Annotated in this window: 18 protein-coding genes; 15 read left to right on the top strand and 3 right to left on the bottom strand. The window is 60.7% G+C overall.

Translation table 11 applies throughout. The features are described 5' to 3' along the window. Positions 1-462 (bottom strand): response regulator (locus AC13RE_RS25975; RefSeq protein WP_488565067.1); only part of this gene is annotated, 462 nt, incomplete at its 3' end. Between the two features lie 239 nt (positions 463-701). On the opposite strand from AC13RE_RS25975, the gene AC13RE_RS25970 reads away from it, so the two are divergent. From AC13RE_RS25970 to AC13RE_RS25955, 4 genes are all read left to right on the top strand, one after another. Further along, positions 702-1,886, top strand: coding sequence for an efflux RND transporter periplasmic adaptor subunit (locus tag AC13RE_RS25970; protein ID WP_488565066.1), 1,185 nt, complete (start codon positions 702-704; stop codon positions 1,884-1,886). 7 nt (positions 1,887-1,893) lie between these two features. After that, positions 1,894-5,052: a multidrug efflux RND transporter permease subunit gene (locus tag AC13RE_RS25965; protein ID WP_488482134.1), complete on the top strand. Its 3,159-nt coding sequence runs from the start codon at positions 1,894-1,896 to the stop codon at positions 5,050-5,052. A 441-nt stretch (positions 5,053-5,493) separates the two neighbouring features. Next, positions 5,494-7,068: a gamma-glutamyltransferase family protein gene (locus AC13RE_RS25960; protein ID WP_488565065.1), complete on the top strand. Its 1,575-nt coding sequence runs from the start codon at positions 5,494-5,496 to the stop codon at positions 7,066-7,068. Then, positions 7,065-8,309: an amidohydrolase family protein gene (locus AC13RE_RS25955; RefSeq protein ID WP_488565064.1), complete on the top strand. Its 1,245-nt coding sequence runs from the start codon at positions 7,065-7,067 to the stop codon at positions 8,307-8,309. Before AC13RE_RS25960 ends, AC13RE_RS25955 begins: the two co-directional genes overlap by 4 nt. A gap of 92 nt (positions 8,310-8,401) precedes the next feature. On the opposite strand, the gene AC13RE_RS25950 is transcribed toward AC13RE_RS25955, so the two are convergent. Together AC13RE_RS25950 and AC13RE_RS25945 are read right to left on the bottom strand one after the other, a co-directional pair. After that, the gene (locus AC13RE_RS25950) at positions 8,402-9,316 is read right to left on the bottom strand and encodes a proline iminopeptidase-family hydrolase (RefSeq protein ID WP_488565063.1); all 915 of its coding nucleotides are present in this window, start codon (positions 9,314-9,316) and stop codon (positions 8,402-8,404) included. A gap of 54 nt (positions 9,317-9,370) precedes the next feature. Continuing rightward, positions 9,371-10,153, bottom strand: coding sequence for a LuxR family transcriptional regulator (locus tag AC13RE_RS25945; RefSeq protein ID WP_132720426.1), 783 nt, complete (start codon positions 10,151-10,153; stop codon positions 9,371-9,373). A gap of 131 nt (positions 10,154-10,284) precedes the next feature. Between AC13RE_RS25945 and AC13RE_RS25940 the strand changes: the two genes are divergently transcribed. The 11 genes from AC13RE_RS25940 to AC13RE_RS25890 all read left to right on the top strand — a co-directional run bounded on the left by AC13RE_RS25940 (position 10,285) and on the right by AC13RE_RS25890 (position 21,435). Then, complete coding sequence (locus AC13RE_RS25940) at positions 10,285-11,175, top strand: proline iminopeptidase-family hydrolase (RefSeq protein ID WP_488565062.1); 891 nt, start codon at positions 10,285-10,287, stop codon at positions 11,173-11,175. Positions 11,176-11,226: 51 nt separating this feature from the next. Beyond that, positions 11,227-12,165, top strand: a complete 939-nt coding sequence (locus AC13RE_RS25935; protein WP_488565061.1) for an ABC transporter permease — start codon at positions 11,227-11,229, stop codon at positions 12,163-12,165. Beyond that, positions 12,162-13,013, top strand: a complete 852-nt coding sequence (locus AC13RE_RS25930) for an ABC transporter permease (protein ID WP_488565060.1) — start codon at positions 12,162-12,164, stop codon at positions 13,011-13,013. Before AC13RE_RS25935 ends, AC13RE_RS25930 begins: the two co-directional genes overlap by 4 nt. Then, positions 13,010-14,713 (top strand): dipeptide ABC transporter ATP-binding protein, encoded by a 1,704-nt coding sequence (locus AC13RE_RS25925; protein WP_488565059.1) that lies wholly within the window; start codon positions 13,010-13,012, stop codon positions 14,711-14,713. The genes AC13RE_RS25930 and AC13RE_RS25925 overlap by 4 nt, the downstream gene beginning before the upstream one ends. 19 nt (positions 14,714-14,732) lie before the next feature. After that, a complete protein-coding gene (locus AC13RE_RS25920) occupies positions 14,733-16,247 on the top strand; it encodes an ABC transporter substrate-binding protein (RefSeq protein WP_488565058.1) in 1,515 nt (504 codons plus the stop codon). Positions 16,248-16,366: 119 nt separating this feature from the next. After that, on the top strand, positions 16,367-16,651 hold the full coding sequence (locus AC13RE_RS25915; RefSeq protein WP_132720420.1) for an acylphosphatase: 285 nt from the start codon (positions 16,367-16,369) through the stop codon (positions 16,649-16,651). A 138-nt stretch (positions 16,652-16,789) separates the two neighbouring features. Next, the gene (locus AC13RE_RS25910; RefSeq protein WP_132720419.1) at positions 16,790-17,434 is read left to right on the top strand and encodes a Rieske (2Fe-2S) protein; all 645 of its coding nucleotides are present in this window, start codon (positions 16,790-16,792) and stop codon (positions 17,432-17,434) included. Next, positions 17,431-18,276 (top strand): aromatic ring-hydroxylating oxygenase subunit alpha, encoded by an 846-nt coding sequence (locus AC13RE_RS25905; RefSeq protein WP_132720418.1) that lies wholly within the window; start codon positions 17,431-17,433, stop codon positions 18,274-18,276. Before AC13RE_RS25910 ends, AC13RE_RS25905 begins: the two co-directional genes overlap by 4 nt. After that, complete coding sequence (locus AC13RE_RS25900) at positions 18,273-18,929, top strand: glutathione S-transferase family protein (RefSeq protein WP_488565057.1); 657 nt, start codon at positions 18,273-18,275, stop codon at positions 18,927-18,929. Before AC13RE_RS25905 ends, AC13RE_RS25900 begins: the two co-directional genes overlap by 4 nt. Positions 18,930-18,933: 4 nt before the next feature. Then, on the top strand, positions 18,934-20,313 hold the full coding sequence (locus tag AC13RE_RS25895; RefSeq protein ID WP_488565056.1) for an amidohydrolase: 1,380 nt from the start codon (positions 18,934-18,936) through the stop codon (positions 20,311-20,313). A gap of 21 nt (positions 20,314-20,334) precedes the next feature. Continuing rightward, positions 20,335-21,435: a BMP family ABC transporter substrate-binding protein gene (locus tag AC13RE_RS25890; protein WP_112338127.1), complete on the top strand. Its 1,101-nt coding sequence runs from the start codon at positions 20,335-20,337 to the stop codon at positions 21,433-21,435. Positions 21,436-21,441 lie beyond the last annotated feature (6 nt).

Here is a 21,441-nt window from a genome sequence, read left to right as displayed (position 1 = left end):
TGGCATGCGGCTTTCGCCGTCCTCGACGACGGCCATGTGGGCGATCGGATCGATTGCGAGCCTGCCGACCCGCAGCACCTTGTTCGCAGCACTTCCCGTCGCCCGTCGCAAAACCGCCCGCGCCCGGGCAACCACCTCGACCGGGTTGAACGGCTTGACCACATAGTCGTCGGCGCCGGAACGCAGCCCATGCAGCTTGTCGAGATCGTCGGCAAGTGCGGTGACCATGATGACGGGCGTATCGCCTCTTTGGCGGATGGTGGCAAGCACGGTGTGACCGTCGAGTTTCGGCAGCTTGAGGTCGAGGACGACGAGATCGGGCCGCAGCCGCTGGTGATGGGAAAGTCCGATCTCGCCATCCGAGGCCGTCAGCACCCGAAACCCCTCGCGCTCAAAATAGCGTTCAAGAATATCGGAGATTTCCGGCTCGTCCTCGACGATCAATATCAGTGCATTTTCCATCCAGGGCTCCTTTACCGGATAGAAACGTCAGACAGGGCCTGCGCGTCAACACTCCTCTGCCCTCCTCCATGAAACCTCCACAAAACGTCGACCGAAGACCAACAATCCCAATGTTTGCTTAGGCTCGGACGAAAGTGCCACTCGCGCCCGGCGTTGAAGCGGCTCCTTTCGAATGGGTTCATGCCGTCGAGACGCGGAGCGACGATCTCTTCGCGTCCCGGTCAATTGGGAATACATCTATGCGATCTGCAATCGAACTGCCTTGCGGGAAGGCGATATTGGCGGCAATGGCGATGCTTATGCTGGTTTCCAGCCGCGCTTACGCGCAGGAGAGCAGCGAAACGCCTCCGCCCGCCGTCGGTATCCTGCAAATCAAGGCGCACCCCGTGCCTGTCATGAGCGAGCTTCCAGGGCGCATCGCCGCCACCAGGATCTCCGAAGTGCGTGCTCGGGTCTCAGGCATTCTCCAGGAGCGCGTCTTCGAACAGGGCAGCCTCGTGCATCAGGGCGACGTTCTCTACCGGATCGATCCGAAGCTGTTCCAGGTGCGGGTGGTGAGTGCCAGGGCGGCCTTGCAGAAAGCCAAAGCCGTCCAGGCCAATGCGAGGCAACAGCTGGAACGCCAGCGCTCGCTGCGAGAGCGCAATGTCTCGACCGCCGTCGACTATGATACAGCCGCCGTCAATCTCGCACAGGCCGACGCCGATGTCGCGGCTCAGCAAGCCTCGCTCGACGAAGCTGAGATCAATCTGGACTACACCGAGGTAAAAGCGCCCATCACCGGCATCATCGGTGGCGCTCTCGTGACCGAGGGAACGCTTGTAACCGCGGAAGGCGCGTCCAATCTCGCGCTCATCCAGCAGATCGATCCGGTCTATGCTGATTTCACGCAATCCGCGCAGGACCTCCTGGCGCTGAAGCGCGCCGTCAGCGAAGGCAAGCTGCAGAGCCTGGCACCCGGACAGGCAGCCGTCGAGCTCGTGTTCGACGGTGGAAAGACCTATTCCAAGCTGGGCAAACTCTTGTTTTCGAACGCGAATGTGGACCCGAGCACGGGACAGGTCACATTGCGTGCGGAATTTCCCAATCCCGATGGCGATCTCCTGCCAGGCATGTATGCGCGCGTACGCATCGAGCAGGCGGTCCAGAAGAGCGGCATCACCATTCCGCAAAGGGCGGTGACGAGGGACGCCGAAGGCAATCCTCAGATTTTCGTGCTCTCTGCCGATCAAACGGCGCAGGTGCGCACAATCGCTCTCGGCGCATCGCTGGGCACCGAGTGGATCGTTGTTTCCGGCCTGAAGGACGGCGAAACCATCGTTGCCGACGGGGTCCAGAAGGTCACGCACGGTGGCAAGGTTGTCGCCGAACCGTGGACGCCGCCAAGCGCCGAGCCGAACACCTCAGACCAGGCCGCAAAGTAATCAAATCATGGCACAGTTCTTTATCAGGCGACCCATCCTCGCATGGGTCTTTGCTTTCTTCATCATGATTGCGGGGATCATTGCGATCCCCCTATTGCCGGTCGCGCAATATCCCGCCGTCGCTCCTCCGCAGCTTTCCATTTCCGCCTCCTACCCCGGCGCCTCGCCGCAGGAAATCTATCAGGGCGTGACCCGGCTGATCGAGCAGGAGCTGAACGGCGTCCACGGCATCGCCTATTTCGAGTCGACCTCGGATAATTCCGGCTCAGTGAGCATCAACGCCACCTTCGTCTCCGGAACCGATATCGGCAAGGCGACGGTCGACGTGCAAAATGCGGTGCGACGCATCGAGGCGCGGCTGCCGCAGACGGTCCGCACGCAAGGCATTCAGGTCGAAGAAGCCAGTGCCGGCTTCCTGCTGATCGCAGCCCTGACCTCAACCGACGGCAAGATGGATGAGATTGCGCTCGGCGACTACATCAACCGCAATATCCTAGGAGAGCTGCGCCGCCTTCCCGGCGTCGGCCGCGCGCAGGTCTTCGCCTCGCAGCGAGCACTGCGCGTCTGGATCGACCCGGACAAGATGGTCGGCCTCCATCTGACGGTGGCCGACATCGGCGCGGCAATCGCCGCCCAGAACGCGCAGGTCGCAGCCGGCCAGATCGGCGCGACGCCCAATCCGGTCAGCCAGGATCTGACCGCGACCGTGATCGTCGAGGGCCAGCTCAATAGCGCGAAGCAATTCGGCGACATCATCCTTCGCGCCAATCCCGACGGTTCGACCGTGCGCCTGCGCGACGTTGCCCGCGTCGAGGATGGTGCGGAAACCTATTCGACCGCAAGCCGGCTCAACGGCAATCCGAGCGCCGGCCTTGCCATCCAGCTTTCCTCGACCGGCAACGCCGTCGCCGTCTCGGGCGCCGTCAAGGCGAAGATGGACGAGCTGTCGAAGTTCTTCCCGAAAGGCGTCGAATACTCGATTCCCTATGATACCAGCCCCTTCGTCAATGCCTCGATCGAGAAGGTCGTGCACACGCTGATCGAGGCGATCGTGCTTGTCTTCATCGTGATGTTCGTCTTCCTGCAGAACTTTCGCTGCACGGTCATCCCAACGCTCGTCGTGCCCGTTGCCCTGCTCGGAACCTGCGCCATCATGTATGCGACAGGATTCTCCATCAACGTGCTGACCATGTTTGCCATGGTGCTTGCGATCGGCATCCTGGTGGATGACGCCATCGTCGTGGTCGAGAATGTCGAGCGTATCATGGCCGAAGAGGGTTTGCCGCCGAAAGCCGCGACGCAGAAGGCGATGAAGCAGATCACCGGCGCCATCCTCGGCATCACGCTGGTGCTGTCCTGCGTCTTCATTCCGATGGCATTCTTCCCGGGTGCTTCCGGCATCATCTACCGCCAATTTTCGCTGACCATGGTCGTCTCGATCATGTTCTCGGCTTTCCTGGCGCTATCGCTGACGCCGGCGCTCTGCGCCACCTTCCTGAAACCGATCGACGGAAATCATCATCAGAAGAAAGGTCTCGGCGGGTGGTTCAATCGCAAGTTCGACGGAATGACGGCGGGCTACACCAGGACGGCTGCCGGCCTTGCGCGCCGGTCGGGACGCGTGATGGCCGTCTATCTCGCACTTGCCGTTGGCCTCGGCCACCTCTTCGTCAACTTGCCCGGTTCCTTCGTGCCGGAGGAAGACCAGGGCATTCTGATCGTCGACGTCCAGGGGCCGCCGGAGGCGAGCGCCAACCGTACGATCGCGTCGCTGAAGCAGATCGAGGCGATTTTCAAGGCCGAACCTGCTGTCGAAAACGTCTTTGCCGTCCAGGGTTTCAGCTTCTCCGGAAACGGGCCGAACTCGGCCATCGCCTTCGTGACGCTCAAGGACTGGGCCGTACGGCCGGCCGGCAGTTCGGTGCCGGAAATCGCTGCGCGCGTCAACGCACAGCTCGCCGGATTGAAGGACGCCACCTCCTATGCCCTTTCGCCGCCGCCGATCGAGGGTTTCGGGACGACGAGCGGCTTCTCCTTCCGGCTCCAGGATCGCGCTGGGCGCGGGCAGAAGGCGCTCAAGCAAGCGGCGGAAGAGCTGATGGCAAAAGCGGCCAAGAGCAGTGTGGTGACGAACGTCCGCGTCGAGGGTATGCAGGAGGCGGCGCAGATCATGCTGGCGATCGACCGCGAGAAGGCGAACACCTTCGGCGTCGGCTTCACCGACATTAACGATGCGATCACCGCGAACCTCGGCTCTTCCTATATCAACGACTATCCGAACGCAGGCCGCATGCAGCAGGTCATCGTGCAGGCGGATGGCCGCAGCCGCATGCAGGTTGAAGACATGATGAAGCTGAACGTCCGCAACGCCAGCGGCGGAATGGTGCCGCTCTCGTCGTTCGCGACCGCCGACTGGCGCAAGGGCGATCCGCAGATTGTCGGCTACAATGGTTATCCGACGATCCGCATCACCGGCGAGGCAGCAACAGGCAAGTCTTCGGGTGCCGCCATTGCCGAGATGGAACGCCTCGCATCCGAACTTCCCGACGGTTTCGGCTATGAGTGGTCCGGTCAGTCGCGCGAGGAAATCGCCTCCGGCAGCCAGGCGCCGATCCTATTTGCCTTCAGCATCCTCTTCGTCTTCCTGCTGCTGGCGGGCCTCTATGAAAGCTGGTCGATCCCGCTGTCGGTCATGCTTGTCGTACCACTCGGCATCATTGGCTGCGTATTGGCGGCGATCCTCCGCGACATGCCGAACGACCTCTATTTCAAGGTCGGGCTCATTGCGATCATCGGCCTGTCGGCGAAGAACGCCATCCTGATCGTCGAGTTCGCAAGGGATTATTACGCGCAGGGCAAGTCCCTGCTGGATTCAGCGGCCGAGGCTGCTCGCGTCCGCTTCCGCCCGATCGTGATGACGTCGCTTGCCTTCACGCTTGGCGTCGTGCCGCTGGCGATCGCAACGGGTCCCAGTGCCGCCAGCCAGAACGCGATCGGCACGGGTGTCCTTGGCGGCATGATCTCCGCAACGGTCCTTGCCGTCTTCTTCGTCCCGGTCTTTTTCGTCTTTGTACTGTCCCTCCTCCGGACCAAGAGACCGACCGAAGAGAAGGGTGCGGGCGCCGACGTCCCGCCCGCACCCACCGTCGATCCCCTATCCCGATAAGAAGGAGAAGGATCTTCCAAAACAGCCTTATGCCGACCTCATCATGCCGGGTGATTTCGAGAACCTGCAGCTGATTGCCGCTTTTTCCGTCACCTATTCATGACGAAATGAATTGTTAGGCATCGGCTGCGGCAATCTCGGAGAACCGGCAAAGGCCGCTTTCTTCCGGGATTGGTTGGCCGCAGACTTATTCCAAATAAAACACAAAAGCTTAGCGGGCGAAATGCTGAGCACGGCTAACCAGGATTCCTTATGGCATCGGTATTGCATGCACGGTTATGCAGATCATGCCGTCAGGATTGTGCCCATGCCAAACGCATGTCATTACCGTTAGCCTGAAGGACAATTTCGTGACTCCAATGGCCGAGTATCGGTCGAAAGCCGCCGCCGTCGCTCCACGCCAAACCGCATCGCCACCGGAAGCATCGCTGAAATCTACTCATGAGCCCTTCTGCTAAAGAGACCCCGCAAACGAATTCGCCGTCTTCCAGCGCAATGATCGCGACACCGCATTGGCTGGCCAGCCAAGCTGGCGCGAAAGTGCTGAAGCGCGGCGGCAATGCAATCGAAGCGCTTGTTGCAGCCGGCGCTGCCTTGTCGGTTACCTATCCTCATTTCTGCGGTCTCGGCGGCGATGCCGTCTGGCTGGTGGCAGACGAGAAAGGCAATGCGCGGACGTTCCTCGGCATCGGACAGGCCGCGGCAGCCATGCCGCGGGGAGAGATACCTCTGCGGGGGTCGGCCTCTACGCTCACGACAGCATGCCTCGTCGACAGCTGGGAGAAGGCGCTGGCCTACTCCGCTGCCGAATGGGCAGGCACCGAACGATTGCCGACCCTTCTTGACGACGCCATCGCGCTCGCGGACGATGGTTTTCAAGTCAGTCAGTCGCAGGCTTTCTGGCACGAATTCCGGCGCAATGAGCTGAACGACTGGCCGGGCTTCACCGGGCTCTTCCGATTTGGCGGCCTCCAGCACCAGCCCGCTTTGGCCCGGACGCTCGAGGCCATATCTCGTCACGGCACCCGCGAATTCTATGAGGGCGCGCTGGCCCGGCGAATTGCGAGCGGGCTCGCCGAGGTCGGCTCTCCGCTCTCCGCCGCCGATCTCGCCGCCACGCGGACCGATATTGTCGCTCCCCTCCGGCAGGCATATCGCGACACGATACTTCTTGCTCCGCCACCGCCGACCCAAGGCATAACCACCCTCGGCATCATGGGTGTGCTCTGCCACCTGCCGATGGCAGATTTCCGGCCCGACAGCCCAGCCTATTATCATGCACTGGTCGAGGCAGTGAAACGGGCATTCCTCGATCGGCACGCCATCGCCGATCCTCGCTACGCCGTGGATGTCGCGAAACACCTTCTCGATCCGGATCGCCTCGTGGCCAAGGCTGCTTCGATCGATCCGGCATGGGCCTTGCCATGGCCGCAAGACTATCGGCACGGCGATACGGCGCTGCTTGCCGCCGTAGATGCCAATGGACGATGCGCGTCGCTACTGCAAAGCCTCTATTTCGACTGGGGCAGCGGGGTGGTGATCGGCGACACCGGCCTCCTCTGGCAAAACAGGGGAGCAGCCTTCAGCACCGATCCGGCAAGCCCTAATCATATTCAGCCTGGAAAGCGTCCTTTCTATACCCTTAATCCGGGTCTTGCGCTGAAGAACGGGCGTCCGCATCTGGTCTACGGCACGCAGGGCGCGGACGGCCAGCCGCAGACGCTGTCGCTGCTGCTCAGCCTGCTGATCGATCACGGCCTTGATCCCGCCGCAGCACTCGCGCGCCCGCGCTTTTTGCTCGGCCGCACATTCTCGGACAGCCGCGATAGCCTGAAGATCGAGGAGAATATTGGCGCCGAATTGGTGTCCACCCTCGCCGCCATGGGACATGAGATCTCCACCATCGATGCGCTCAGTCCACTTGGGGGCCAAGCCGGCGTGATCCGCATCGGCGAAGACGGGGCGATCGACGGCGCACATGATCCACGCAGCGACGGAGGTGCAATCCTGCTGTGAACACCGTGGACCCGCCGCTCGATCTCATCGTCCGAAATGTCCGTGTCGCGGAAGGCGGCGATCTCGTCGACATCGCAGTTCGGGGCGACCGGATCGCGGCCATAGAACCCCGCATTCGGTGCGACGCGGTATCGGACGTCGACGGCGAGGGAAGCTTTGCCTTCGGTGGATTTGTCGATACCCATATCCATCTCGACAAGGCCTGCATTCTCGACCGCTGCGCAATTTGCGAGGGTACGCTAGCAGAGGCCGTGCAGGAAGTCGCCAAAGCCAAGGTGGGCTTTGAAGAAGCCGATGTTTATTCGCGCGCTGCACGTGTTGTCGAGAAGGCGATTTCCCACGGCACGACGAGGATGCGGACGTTCGTCGAGATCGATCCACGCGCAGGCTTCCGTTCCTTTGAGGCAATCAAGCGCATCCGTGGGGATTATGCTTTCGCGGTCGACATCGAAATCTGCGCCTTCGCTCAGGACGGGCTCACGAACGACCCGCAAACATACGATATGCTCGACGCCGCACTTGCCGATGGTGCCGAAATGGTGGGCGGCTGCCCCTATACGGACCCTTCCCCCCGCCGGCATGTGGACATGATTTTCGCCCTCGCATCAAAGCACGATGTCCCGGTCGACTTTCATCTCGATTTCAGTCTCGATCCCGATCGAACCGATCTGCCTGACGTGATCGACGCGACGCTCCGTTATGGTTGGCAAGGTCGCGTATCGATCGGCCACGTCACCAATCTGTCTGCCATGCCGGTGGCACAGCTCCTTGCCATTGCAGATGATCTGGCAAAAGCCGGGATCGCCCTGTCGGTGCTGCCGGCAACCGATCTGTTTCTGATGGGCCGCGGACACGACCGGCTGATCCCGCGTGGTGTGGCGCCGGCCCATCTGCTCGCCAGAAGAGGGGTCGCCACGTCGATTGCGACCAACAATGTCCTTAATCCCTTCACACCCTATGGCGACGCTTCGCTCATTCGCATGGCTAATCTTTACGCCAATGTCGCCCAGCTTTCGCGTGACGACGAGATGGCCTTGGTTTTCGACATGGTAAGCGGAAGGGCAGCGGGCCAATTCGACGGCAGCACACGTCTGCAGGCCGGCGGCGAAGCGACGATCGTGCTTCTCGACAGTCCCGGCCCCGATGCGGCCGTGCGCGAGATTGCCCGTGTGATTGCCGGCTGGAAAAAGGGGCGCAAGAGCTTCGACAACGGTCGCCCTATGCTCCACAAACCCATCTAGAACGACCGCGCCATTCCATCGGGGATCGAAGTGGTCCACGATGGAAGAAGCGAGGCGGGCATCACAATTGACACGCCGTTAAGACCGAAAGATCAGTCATACCGCTCCAGGAACTCGGAGACCGTCTTCAGGCAAAGATCCTTCTCTTCGACATGCGGCATATGGCTCGAATGTTCAAAGAGCATCCACTCGCAGTCCCTGACACGATCGACATAAGGCTTGACCACCAGAGGCGTCGCCTCGTCAAATTTGCCTGAGATCAACAAGGTCGGCGCCTCGATGAGCGGAAGCCTGTCTTCGATCGTCCAATCCTTCATCGTGCCGATGACGTGAAACTCGGTCGGGCCATTCATGTTGCGATAGACAGTATTGTCCTCGTCCATGGTGGCGAAGGTGCGAGCAACCTCTTCCGGCCAGGGCACGACGCGGCAGACATGGCGATCATAGAAGACGCGGGAGGCGGCGATATATTCCGGATCGGTGATCGTGCCGGCGCGTTCGTGCTTCAATAACGTATCCTGCACCTCCTGCGGCAACTCCTCGCGAAGGCGGTTTGCTTCTGCGACCCAGGTATGCATGTTGGCCGGCGAATTGGCGATCACCAATGCCTTCAGCCCCTTCGGTCGACGCACCGCATGTTCGGCACCCAGCATGCCGCCCCAGGACTGTCCGAGAAAGGCATAGCGATCCTGAATGCCGAGGTGCCTCAGCAGCGTGTCCAGCTCATCGAGGAAGAGCGCCGGCGTCCAGAAGTCGGGCCCCTTCTCCGGCAGTCGCGTCGATTTGCCGTTGCCGAGTTGATCGTAGTGGATGACGGCGCGGCCATCGATTTCGGCAATGCCCTTGAAGCTGTCGACATAGTCATGGGTGCAGCCAGGCCCGCCATGGGCGACGACGAGCGGCAGCCTGCCGGAATCGAGCGAACCGGTGACACGGTACCATGTCCGGTATTCGCGAAAGGGCAGAAAGGCTTCCTGCGTCGGGATTGCGGCCACGTGTCTCTCCATCTCCAGGCTTCGATGGACCAGACCATAACGCGACCGAAACGGCTGCGGCAGCTATCACAAGTTATAGGATGGCTGTGCGTCCAGCAGCCGATAATGCGTGGCGCGAACAACCGCCTGCGTGCGGTTCTTGGCGCCGAGCTTCTTTGCCGCGGCATTCAAATGCATGACGACCGTCGGCACCGAGCGATCGATGATGCGGGAAATCTCCTTGGCGGAATAGCCCTCGGCAGAATAGCGCAGGCATTCCCTCTCGCGCTCAGTCAGCCGGATCTTGCCGACACTCAGCGCTGCGGTGTCGAAGAGCGAATAGGCCGTCTCGTGGAAGACATGTGCAAGCAGGTTGAAATCGGCGATATAGCGCAGGGCATCGCGCTCGAACTCCTTGTTGGCACCGAAGCGAATTCCCGTGACCGTCGCGTAATCGCCGCGAGGCATGTGCACCGGCACCGTGACACCCGTCGACATGTCGCGCTCGCTCAGGTAGCGCGCGACGGGAACCGTGTCCTCGCTCATGAAGCGCTTGATCAGCGTATCGGCGTCGGGATCATAATTCCAGAAGAAGGGCGCCGAAGTCCGTAGCGCCACCTGCTGCACCGGATCGATGCGGAAATAGCCGCGATCGAACCAGTATTCATACATGTCGTCGGAGATGTTCCTGAGCTTCAGAAGTGATGGGATCATGATCTTGCCGTCGAGGTCGTAGGGAACCGGCGAATAATCGTAGATCAAAGCCTCGAAGCCGATTGCCTTCATACCCTCGAAGATATGGTCGATGCGGCCGTCCAGCGTCTGATGCGCCGTGAACTGGCGCCTGATGGTTCCGATTTGATCGAACATGCAGCGGTTCCCGTCTGTGCCTGCGACCTCCCAACCTATCACTTCTTATAGCTGGTGCCGAGCGCGGTTTAAGGTAAAAATTTAGCCATGCTCAAATATTGAGCAAGCAGAATCTTTCGCCGGAGTTGTCAATGTGGCGTGAAATTGAGCCGGAGGCGCGGCATGTCGTCGAGGTCGATGGCTACAAGGTGGTCGCCTACAGCTTTGGCAGCGGCCCTGAGACGGTCTTCTGCCTGAACGGCGGCCCCGGCCTGCCCTGCGACTATCTGCGCGAGGCTCATTCCTGCCTGGTCGACAAGGGGTACAGGGTCGTTGCCTTCGACCAGCTCGGCACCGGCGCCTCAGACCGCCCGACCGACAAGGGTCTATGGACCATCGGCCGTTACGTGGAGGAGACCGAGACCGTCCGCAAGGCGCTCGGCCTCGGCAAGGTCCATATGCTCGGCCACTCCTGGGGCGGCTGGCTGGCAATCGAGTATGCGCTGACCTATCCCGAGAACCTCAAGACGCTGATCCTCGAAGATACCGTCGCCGACATGCCGCATCTGATTTTGGAGCTGGAGCGACTGCGCGCGGCGCTCGGCCCGGAAACCGTTGCGATGATGCAGAAGCACGAGGCGCAAGGCAGCTATAATCACCCCGAATATCTCGCCGCCGTCACCATCCTCAACTATCGCCATGTCTGCCGCTTGCCAGAATGGCCGGCACCGGTTCGCCGTTCGCTCGACGATTGGAACATGGGTCCCTACGAGACGATGCAGGGGCCGAACGAATTTCTCTATATCGGCAATCTCAAGGACTGGAACCGCATTCCGAACCTTCCGCAACTTGCCATGCCGGTGCTGATCACGGCGGGCGAACATGACGAGTTGACGCCGGCCTGCGCACTCAGGATGAAGCTTGCCTTGAAGGATGCCGAACTCAAGGTCTTCGCCAATGCCAGCCACATGCCCTTCTACGAGAACCCGTGGGATTACTATCCGGCGCTCCTCGATTTCCTGTCACGGCATAGGGAAAGCTGATGCAAGTTAAGGCGATCCAATCCCACCGACGACAAGGGGGCGATCGCCGCCATGCATCGCTATAGATTCGTATTGACACGGCCGCTGCAATTCCTGCCTGTCCTCTTCGGCATCAGCGTCATCACCTTCGTTCTGGTCCGCCTTATTCCCGGCGATCCCGCGCGCAATATCCTCGGTACGCGCGCCACGCCGGCCGCACTTGCCAGCATTCGCGCGCAATATGGCCTCGATCAGCCGATGTGGCTGCAATATTTCTATTTCATCAAAAACCTCGGCAATGGCGAGATGGGCAAATCGATCCTCTACAAGATCGACGTGCTGCCGCTGATTTCGACGCGGATCGAGCCGACGATCGCACTGGTAGTCTCGAGCGTCATCCTGTCGATCCTGATTGCCGTGCCGATGTCGGCGATCGCCGCGCGCAATGTCGGGCGCGCACCGGATCATATCGTGCGCGTCGTCTCGACCTTCGGCATCGGCTTTCCGCCCTTCTGGCTGGGGCTGATGCTGATCATCCTCTTCAGTGTCCAACTCGGCGTCCTGCCGGTCTCAGGCTACGGCTCGACGATCGGCGAGAAGATTGCCCACCTCATTCTGCCGGCTCTGACTGTTGCACTCTCGCTTTCGACGGTGCTGACCCGCAGCCTGCGGGCGGCGATGATCGAATCTCTGAAATCGGATGTGGCGACTGCGGCCCGTGCCCGCGGCATGCCGGAGGGCATCGTCTTCTGGCGGCATGTCGTGCCGAACTCGCTGGTACCATCAATCAACCTACTCGCCGTCAACATCGGCTGGCTGATCGGCGGCACGGTGGTCGTCGAAAGCGTCTTTGCCTTGCCCGGCATGGGGCAACTGCTGGTGCGTGCCATCTTCTCGCGCGACTACATGGTCGTTCAGGGAGTTGCGATGGTCTTTGCCTGCGCCACGGTGCTGGTCAACTTCCTCGCCGATATCGTCACGGTCGCCGTCGATCCGCGGGTGAAGCTATGAGCATCGAGGCAACAGCGACCGCCTCCCTCGGCTGGAGCAGGTTTTTTGGGAAGCACCTGACGCTGACGCTCGGCGGCGGCATCCTTCTGTTCTTTCTCCTTCTGGCGATTTCAGCGCCAATGGTGGCGCCCTATGACCCGATCTTTCAGAATGCCGATATGCGCCTGCAGGCGCCGTCGTTCCTGCATCCGTTCGGTACTGACAATTTCGGACGAGACATTCTTTCGCGCGTCATCTGGGGTACGCGCATCGATCTGCAGATCGCCATCATCGGCGTGCTCTTCCCGTTTCTGATCGGCACGACGGTCGGCACGATCGCTGGCTTTTTCGGCGGCATTGTTGACGCGATCTTCATGCGCATCGTCGATATCATCTTGGCCTTCCCCTTCCTGGTACTGATGCTGTCGATCATCGCCATTCTGGGACCAGGACTGAGCAGCTTCTATATCGCCATGGCCCTGGTCGGCTGGGTCTCCTATGCCCGCCTCATCCGCGCGCAGATGCTGGTGCTGAAGGGCAGCGACTATGCCGTTGCTGCCGTCAGCCTCGGCTTCAGCCGTCCCCGGATCATGTTCCGTCACCTGCTGCCGAACGCCATTGCCGGTTCGATCGTCTTTTCGATGTCGGATGCCGTGCTGGTGCTCCTGAGCGGTGCGGCCGTCAGCTATCTCGGCCTCGGCGTTCAGCCGCCGCTCGCCGAGTGGGGTGTCATGGTGGCGGAAGGCCAGAGCTTCATCACCACGGCCTGGTGGATCACGCTGTTTCCCGGCCTGTCCATCGTCTGCCTCGCCTTCGGCTTCAGCATGCTGGGCGACGCGCTTGGCGAACTGCTGGGGGTGCATGAATGAGCGCCCCCCTACTCTCCGTTCGAGACCTCGTGGTCAAGGCAAGACTCGATGGTGGCACCCGCACGCTGATCGACGGCGTTTCGCTCGATCTCGGCAAGGGCGAGATTCTCGGTCTTGTCGGCGAGAGCGGCTCGGGCAAGAGCCTCTTGTGCCGCTCGCTGGTGCGGTTGCTGCCGTCGTCACTTCTGAAAATCGAAAGCGGCTCCATTCGCCTTGAAGGGCGGGAGCTCACGGAAATCAGTGATGCCGAGATGCTTGAGGTGCGTGGCGGCGAGATCGGCATGATCTTCCAGAATCCGACGAGCCATCTCGATCCTGTCATGCGCATCGGCGACCAGATCGCCGAAGGCATCCGCTACCATCAGGGGCTCAAAACGCGCGAGGCGCGCGCAGCCGCAACCGAGATCCTTGAGCAGGTGGGCTTTCCTGATCCCAAAAGGCAGTATGACAGCTATCCGCACGAGTTTTCCGGCGGAATGCGGCAGCGTGCCATGATCGGCGTCGCACTCTCCTGCAATCCGAAGATCCTCATCGCCGATGAGCCGACGACGGCCCTCGACGTCACCATTCAGGCGCAGATCCTGCGGCTGCTGATCGACATTCGCGACAAGCGCGGGCTTTCGATCATCCTCATCACCCACGATCTCGGCATCGTCGCCCAGACCTGCGACAGGATCGCCGTCATGCGCGGCGGCCGGCTGCTTGAACAGGGTCACAAAAGGACGATCCTCAGCCGGCCTGAAAATCCCTATACGATCGATCTGATCAACAGCCACCCTTCCCTGCCCGACGAAGCGGCGATGACGCAGCCGGAACCCACAAGGCCGGAGAGGTCAGCCAAGCCGCTTCTCGAAATCGATGACCTGCGCGTCGACTTTAGGGTCGGCGGCGGTTTCTTAAAGGGCAGCGGCGCAAAGACGGTCAGCGCCGTTTCCGGCGTCAGCCTGCAGGTCATGCCGGGCGAAACCATCGGCATCGTCGGAGAATCCGGCAGCGGCAAGAGCACGCTTGCCCGTGCAATTCTCGGCCTTACCCCGATTTCCTCCGGTCATGTGACTTTCGACGGTGTCGATCTGACCCAGCAGAAGAGCGCCGGCCTCGCAAGGCTCCGGCGCGAAACCGCCATGGTCTTCCAGGACCCGTTCAATGCCCTCAACCCGCGGCTGACGATCGGCCAGACGCTTGCCGAAGTCTTGAAAGTCCACGGCAAGGTCGCCGGGGCCGACATCCCTGCACGCATAGGCGAATTGCTCGATCTCGTCGGGCTGGAGCGCGAATTCGCCGATCGCAAGCCGCGCAGCATGAGCGGCGGCCAGTGCCAGCGGGCCGGCATTGCAAGAGCGCTTGCGGTCGACCCGAAGCTTATCATCGCCGACGAATGTGTGGCCGCCCTCGATGTCACCATCCAGGCGCAGATCATCGATCTCTTCCGTGAGCTGACTCGCAGGATGAACCTGACCTTGATCTTCATTGCCCATGACCTCGCCATCGTGCGCAATCTCTGTGAGCGGACCGTCGTGATGTATCGCGGCGAGATCGTCGAGGAAGGCCGCTCGCAGGAAATCTTCTCCCACCCGAAACATGCCTATACCGCAGCGCTCATTGCAGCCATTCCCGATATCGATCCGGACAGGCCCTTGCATGGCGAACGCGACGCGGCACAGGCCGGGCAGACCCAATCAGCCAAACGCATGCGATAACAACGAAGGGAACGAATTCATGACCAACAAGTGGAAGACAATCGGGCTTGCCGCCATTCTCGCCGGCCTGACGCTGAGCGCAAGCTATGCGGAGGCCGCCGGCGTACTCACCATCGGCCGCCGCGAGGATTCGACGACGTTCGACCCGATCAAGACGGCACAGAATATCGACAACTGGGTGTTCTCCAACGTCTACGACGTGCTGGTGCGCGTCGACAAGACAGGCACGAAGCTGGAGCCGGGTCTTGCGGAAAGCTGGACGACCTCGGAGGACGGCCTGACCTATGTCTTCAAGATTCGCGACGCGAAATTTTCCGATGGCTCGCCGCTGACGGCTGACGATGCAGCCTTCAGCCTGCTGCGCATCCGCGATGATCCGGCGTCACTCTGGAGCGATTCCTACAAGGTCATCGATACCGCCGTCGCGACTGATCCACACACGCTGACGATCAAGCTCAAGCACGCATCGGCACCCTTCCTGTCGACGCTGGCGCTCCCGAATGCCTCGGTCATCTCGAAGGCCGGCATGCAATCCATAGGCGCTGATGCCTATGCGGAAAAGCCGATCGCCTCAGGCGCCTTCTCCGTCGAGGAATGGCGCCGCGGCGATCGCATTATCCTGAAGAAGAACCCGAATTTCTGGCAGGCTGACCGCGTCAAGCTCGACGGCGTCGAATGGATCTCCGTACCGGACGACAACACCCGGATGCTGAACGTGCAGGCCGGCCAGCTCGATACCGCCATTTTCGTGCCGTTCTCGCGCGTCGAAGAGCTGAAAAAGGACCCGAACCTCAATGTGCTGATCGATCCGTCCACGCGTGAGGATCACCTGCTGATCAATCATGCCCATGGCGACCTTGGCAAGAAGGAAGTCCGCCAGGCCCTGGACATGGCGATCGACAAGAAGGCGATCGTCGATGCGGTTACCTTCCATCAGGGCACGGTCGCCAATTCCTACATTCCGAAGGGCGCCTTGTATTACTATGCGGATAATCCGCAACGCCCCTACGATCCGGAGAAGGCCAAGCAGATGCTTTCGGCAGCAGGCGTCTCCAATCTCACTGTAAAGTACCTCATTCGCGCCGGCGATGAAGTGGATGAGCAGACGGCCGTCCTGGTGCAGCAGCAGCTTGCCAAGGCCGGCATTACCGCCAACCTGCAGAAGGTCGATCCGAGCCAGGAATGGGATATGACCATCGCTGGTGACTACGACATTTCCGTCAATTACTGGACCAACGATATCCTTGATCCGGACCAGAAGACGACATTCGTTCTCGGCCACGATTCTAACAATAACTATATGACCAATTACAAGAACGATGCGGTGAAGGATCTCGTCGCCAAGGCGCGGCTAGAGCTGGACCCGAAGAAGCGCGAGCAGATGTATATCGACCTGCAGAAGATGGCGAAGGACGATGTCAACTGGATCGACCTTTATTACAGCCCCTATATCAACGTTGCGCGCAAGAACGTCGACAATTTCCATCAAAATCCGCTCGGCCGCTTCTTCCTGGAAGATACGGTCAAAAATTGACATGGTCCCAGCTCCGCCGTCCACAGGGGCGGCGGAGCATTGCTTTGTAAGATGCCCCTTTCGCAAACCCACGAAGCGGTTATTCTGTCATCTTGATGCAAGGCAAGGATCATTGGCGAATGCACGTGCCGCAAGGTGAATTTCGGGAGCGCATGACGATACTCGGCGATCTTAACGTAGCCTCGTTCGTCCCCTGGATCCGGCGTCACGCCAATAAGCTCGGGCTTTCGCAGACGTTTTTCCAGTCCGATGCAGACCGGATCGAACTTGAGGTCACCGGGCCTGTGGAACTGATCGACATGCTGGAAATGGGCTGCTCACTCGGTCCGATCGATGTCTGGGTGGAGGAAATCCAGCGCAGGGTCATAAATGAGCCGCAGCCATCGCATCTTAGAAATTCCTGATCTATTGCCTTTTATTTAATCATTGTTGCCAATGCGAATTATTTATGCAAAACCTTTGAGCGGTACGGGATGCAGGCATCGGCGCCTGCCCATGACCAGCGGCGCTAAGCCATTGGTGAAATTAAGAGAGTTAAGGCTATGCCATTTGATGGGATCGGATCCTGGGCGCCAGTCGCCCTTTCCTCTGATCTGCCGCCAGGAACCGTCATACCGGCCTGGACATCGGTTGGCCCGATTGCCCTATGGCGCAGTCAATCGGGCCGCGCAACTGCATCTTCCGATCGCTGTCCGCATCGCGGAATGAGATTATCGCATGGTTTCGTTCGCGGCGAAGCGCTCTCCTGCATCTATCACGGATGGAGCTATTCGCTGTCAGGCGGATGTATTCGCATTCCCGCCCATCCGGATCTGGTTCCCCCGGAAACCATCCGCGTCGCCGTCCAGCAGATCGAAGAAGCGGGCGGCATCTTATGGGCAGCCGTCGCACCGCCGGCAACACAGCCTCCACAGCTTGACGAGCTTGTCCCTTTACGCTCTCTGAGCGTGGAAGCGGATGTCGCGGCAATCGAGGCCGCAACAGGGGCGAAGGTCGACGCGAGGGGACTGATCCGCCTGCCGGAATTTCCCTGGATCGGGTTGCTGCTGGCGCTACAGGAAAAGCATACGCTCGTTCTTCTCATGGTCGACAGGGATCGCAGCCCGGCAGACCGCATTGCGGCATCCCGGATTGTCGAATCCATCCGCCGTGCGGCGGAAGAGCGCCATAGGGAAATCACGGAATGAAAGGCGGCGCCATGATCGATGAATGGTATCCTGTCGGCCTCTTCAGCCAGCTCAGCGAGAAGGGAAGCAAGACTTGGCTAATGGGCGAGGCGATCGAGGTCGCGCGCGATCGGCATGGCAATGCGCAGGTGATGACTGCCGAGGGAAGAGCCCTCCCCGTCCGCGTGCGGTATGGCCATGTCTGGTCCTCCCTCGGGAACCCGGAGAAGGAGCTTTTCGCCATTCCGGAGGCCGATCAGCCGGGCCGGCGCTTCGTCGATGTCGGCGTGGTCCGTGTGCGCTGCTCGCCGCTTCGCGCCGTAGAGAACTTTCTCGACATCGCGCATTTTCCCTTCGTCCACACCGACATCCTCGGTGCGGAACCGCATACGGAAGTCGAAAACTACAAGGTCGAGATCCGCGAGGGTGTCGATGAAGTCTGGGCAACGCAAGTAAAATTCTACCAGCCGCAGGCTGCAAAGTCCGCGACCGGCGGCATTACCACCGAATATATGTACCGCGTGCCGGCCCCGACCTGTTCCGTCCTCTACAAGACATGCCCTCCGCGCCCCAGCGAATGGGACGTCATAACCTTGTTCGTCCAGCCTCTTGCCGAAGACCTCTGCGACGTGTGGCCGTGGATGGCGCTCTTCGATGATGAAACGCCGATGACGGACCTCATCCACTTTCAGCAGACGATCTTCCTGCAGGACCGCTCGATCCTCGAAAACCAGATACCCGCGCTTCTTCCGCTCGATCCCGGCATGGAAATCCCGACAAGGGCCGACCTCACCTCGGTCGCCTACCGGCGATGGCTCAAGCGCCATAATTATACCTACGGCGCACAGTTGGTCGCACAATGAAGCTCTACGATTATGTTCTATCGCCGAGTTGCTACAAGGTACGGCTGATGGCCGCGATCCTGGGTATCAAGCTCGACATCCGGCCCGTCGACTTCCATCCCGGCGCGGAGCATCGCGGGCCGGAGCTTCTGGCGCTCAATCCGGCAGGCTCCATCCCGATCCTCGAAGATGGCGATCTCGTGCTCACCGAATCCTCCGCCATGCTTGCCTATCTCGCTGCCAATTCTGCGCCTGAATGGCTGGGGCAGGATTCGCCGCAGGAGACGGCGCGCGTACAGCAATGGCTCTCCTTCTCGCATCGCCTGACCGCCAATCTTGGTGGCGCACGGCTCCACGAAATGCTCCTGCGACCGGGTGACATTAAACTTCTACAGGCTCAGGGGATTGCGGCATTGCGCGAACTCGAAGCTGGCCTCTTCGAGCAGGGCGAGCGCGGCATGCAATTCCTCGCAGGAAGCCGGGCGACCATCGCCGATATCGCCTGCTTTCCCTATGTCGCGCTTGCGCCCGACGGCGGCATCTCGCTTGACCCCTACCCGTTGATCCGGCTCTGGATGCGCGCCATCCGCAGCCTGCCCGGTTTCATCGAAATGCCCGGCATTCACCGCCTGCACGAGCTGAAACCCGATCCGCACCCGGCGGCGGAGACGTGATGGAATGACCGGCTATCTCCTGAAAAATTGCGCGGCTGTGATCGTCGATGAGGGCAAGGGACCGAGCGTGCGCCGAAACGTCGACCTGCTCACCAACGGCCCGGCGATCCAGGTGATCGGCGAAAACCTCTCGCTGAACGCCCTGCCGGAGGGCACGATCATTCAGGATGCTACCGGCTGGTTCGTCTATCCGGGGCTCGTCAACACCCATCACCACTTCTTTCAGTGCTTCGTGCGCAATCGGGCGGATCTCGACTGGACGAAGCTCTCCGTCATCGAATGGCTCGACCGCATCTATCCGATCTTCTCGCGGCTGACAGAGGATTGCTTCTATCATTCCTCGGTCACCGCCATGGCCGAGATGATCAAGCACGGCTGCACCACCGCCTTCGACCATCAATATTGCTTCCCCCGCCATGCCGGAAAGCGTCTGATCGACCGCCAGTTCGAGGCAGCCGACCTTCTTGGCATGCGTTTTCATGCAGGCCGCGGCGGCAATACCCTGCCGAAATCCGAGGGGTCGACGATCCCGGACGCCATGCTCGAAACCACGGATGAATTCATTGCCGATTGCGCGCGGCTGATCGACAGCTATCACGATGCCGGCCCCTTCAGCATGCGCCAGGTGGTGGTCGCGCCTTGCCAGCCGGTCAATTGCTATCGCGAAACCTTCGTCGAGTCGGTTGCGCTGGCGCGCGATCGCGGCGTGCAGATGCACACGCATGTCGGCGAAGGCGAAAGCCCGGTCATCGAGGCGCGGCACGGCATGCGCACGGTCGATTACTGCACCGAATTGGGCTTTGCCGGCCCTGATGCATTCTACGCCCATTGCTGGGAACTGACGCATGACGAGTTGCGCAAGATGGCGGCGAGCGGCACCGGCGTCTCCCATTGTCCGGAGCCGGTCTACCTCGTCGGCGCCGAAGTGACGGATATTCCGGCGATGCAGGCCTTCGGCTTGCGCATCGGCCTCGGCTGCGATGGAGCGGCATCGAACGACAATTCCAACCTCATGCACTGCATCCATTCCGCCTATATGCTGCAGTGCCTGACGGCCTCGACGCGTCAGCACTCGGTCCCCGCCCCGCTCGATTTTCTGCGCTATGCGACAAGCGGAGGCGCAAGCTTGCTGGGACGCACGGATATCGGGCGTCTCGCCCCGGGCATGGCAGCCGACCTCTTCGCCATCGATACGCGACGGATGGACTATGTCGGAACTCGGCATGACCCGCTGAGCCTGATTGCCAAGGTCGGGATCGGCATGCCCACCGATCTGACCATGATCAACGGACGCATCGTCTGGCAGGGCGGTGAATTTACCGGACTGGACGAGGCTGCGCTGTTTGCCGCGGCCGAGGCCGCACTTGCAACAGTAGAATTCTGAAAAACCAAAAGGGGAACTGGGATGCAGAAGAATCTGACCCGCAGAACATTGATGAAGAGCGCGGCTGTTGCAGGGCTCGCAACGGCCTTTACCGGCCGCTCTGCCTTTGCCGCAAACGAACCGCTGGGCATCACGCTCGTCGTGCCCTCGCCGATCGGCGATGTCGGCTGGGGCCATGCGCTGGCCGCGGGCCTTGATCCGATCAAGGCCGCCTATGGCGACAAGGTCAAGGTGACGGTGATCGAGAACATTGCCGAAGGTCCGGATGCGGACCGCATCATGAACAAGACGGTCGCCGATGGAAACCATTTCCTGATCGCCGGCTCGTTCGGCTATCAGAACGGTGCGCTTCAGGTTGCTCGCCGCAATCCGAAGGTCAGCGTCCTTCATGCCTCCGGCTTCCAGGTCGCGCCGAATTTTTCCCCCTTCGCCGCCAAGTATTTTCAAGGAACTTACCTGCTTGGCATGGCGGCAGCCGCCGTCTCCAAGACGGGCAAGCTCGGTTCGGTCTCCGCCTTCGCGATTCCTGAACTGATCACGTCGGTAAACGCCTTCACGCTCGGAGCGCAGGCGGTGAAGCCCGACATCGAGGTATCGGTCGTCTGGGTCAATTCCTGGTTCGATCCGGCCAAGGAACAGGAAGCGGCCAAGGCCTTGATCTCGCAGGGCTGCGACGTGATCTTCTCGAACGCGCAGGATACGCCTTCGGTCATATCGGCCTGCGAGGAAGCCGGCGTCTACGCCTTCAACCTGAACTCCTCGATGAAGAAATATGCGCCGAAAACCTATCTCGGCTGCGTGTCCACAGATTGGTCGCCCTTCTTCAAGGCATCGGTCGATGCCCATCTCGCCGGCACGTTCAAAGGCGCCAACGCGTTTCTCGGCGTCGCGGAGAAGGTCGTCCAGGTCGTCGACTGGAGCACGGCAATCCCGGCCGATACCATGGCGAAGATCAAAGAAACCGAAGGCAAGATCGCAAGCGGCAGCTTCTCGCCGTTTACCGGCCCGATCACCAAGGCCGACGGCAGCGAGGGAGCTGCTTCGGGCGCGACATTGACGGATGCCCAGATCGTCGCGATGGACTGGCATGTCAAAGGTGTGAAGACGCCTTTGCCGAAGTAATCACGT

The organism is Martinezella sp. CNPSo 3959 (assembly GCF_057784355.1).
This window is presented reverse-complemented; position numbering and strand designations above follow the sequence as displayed.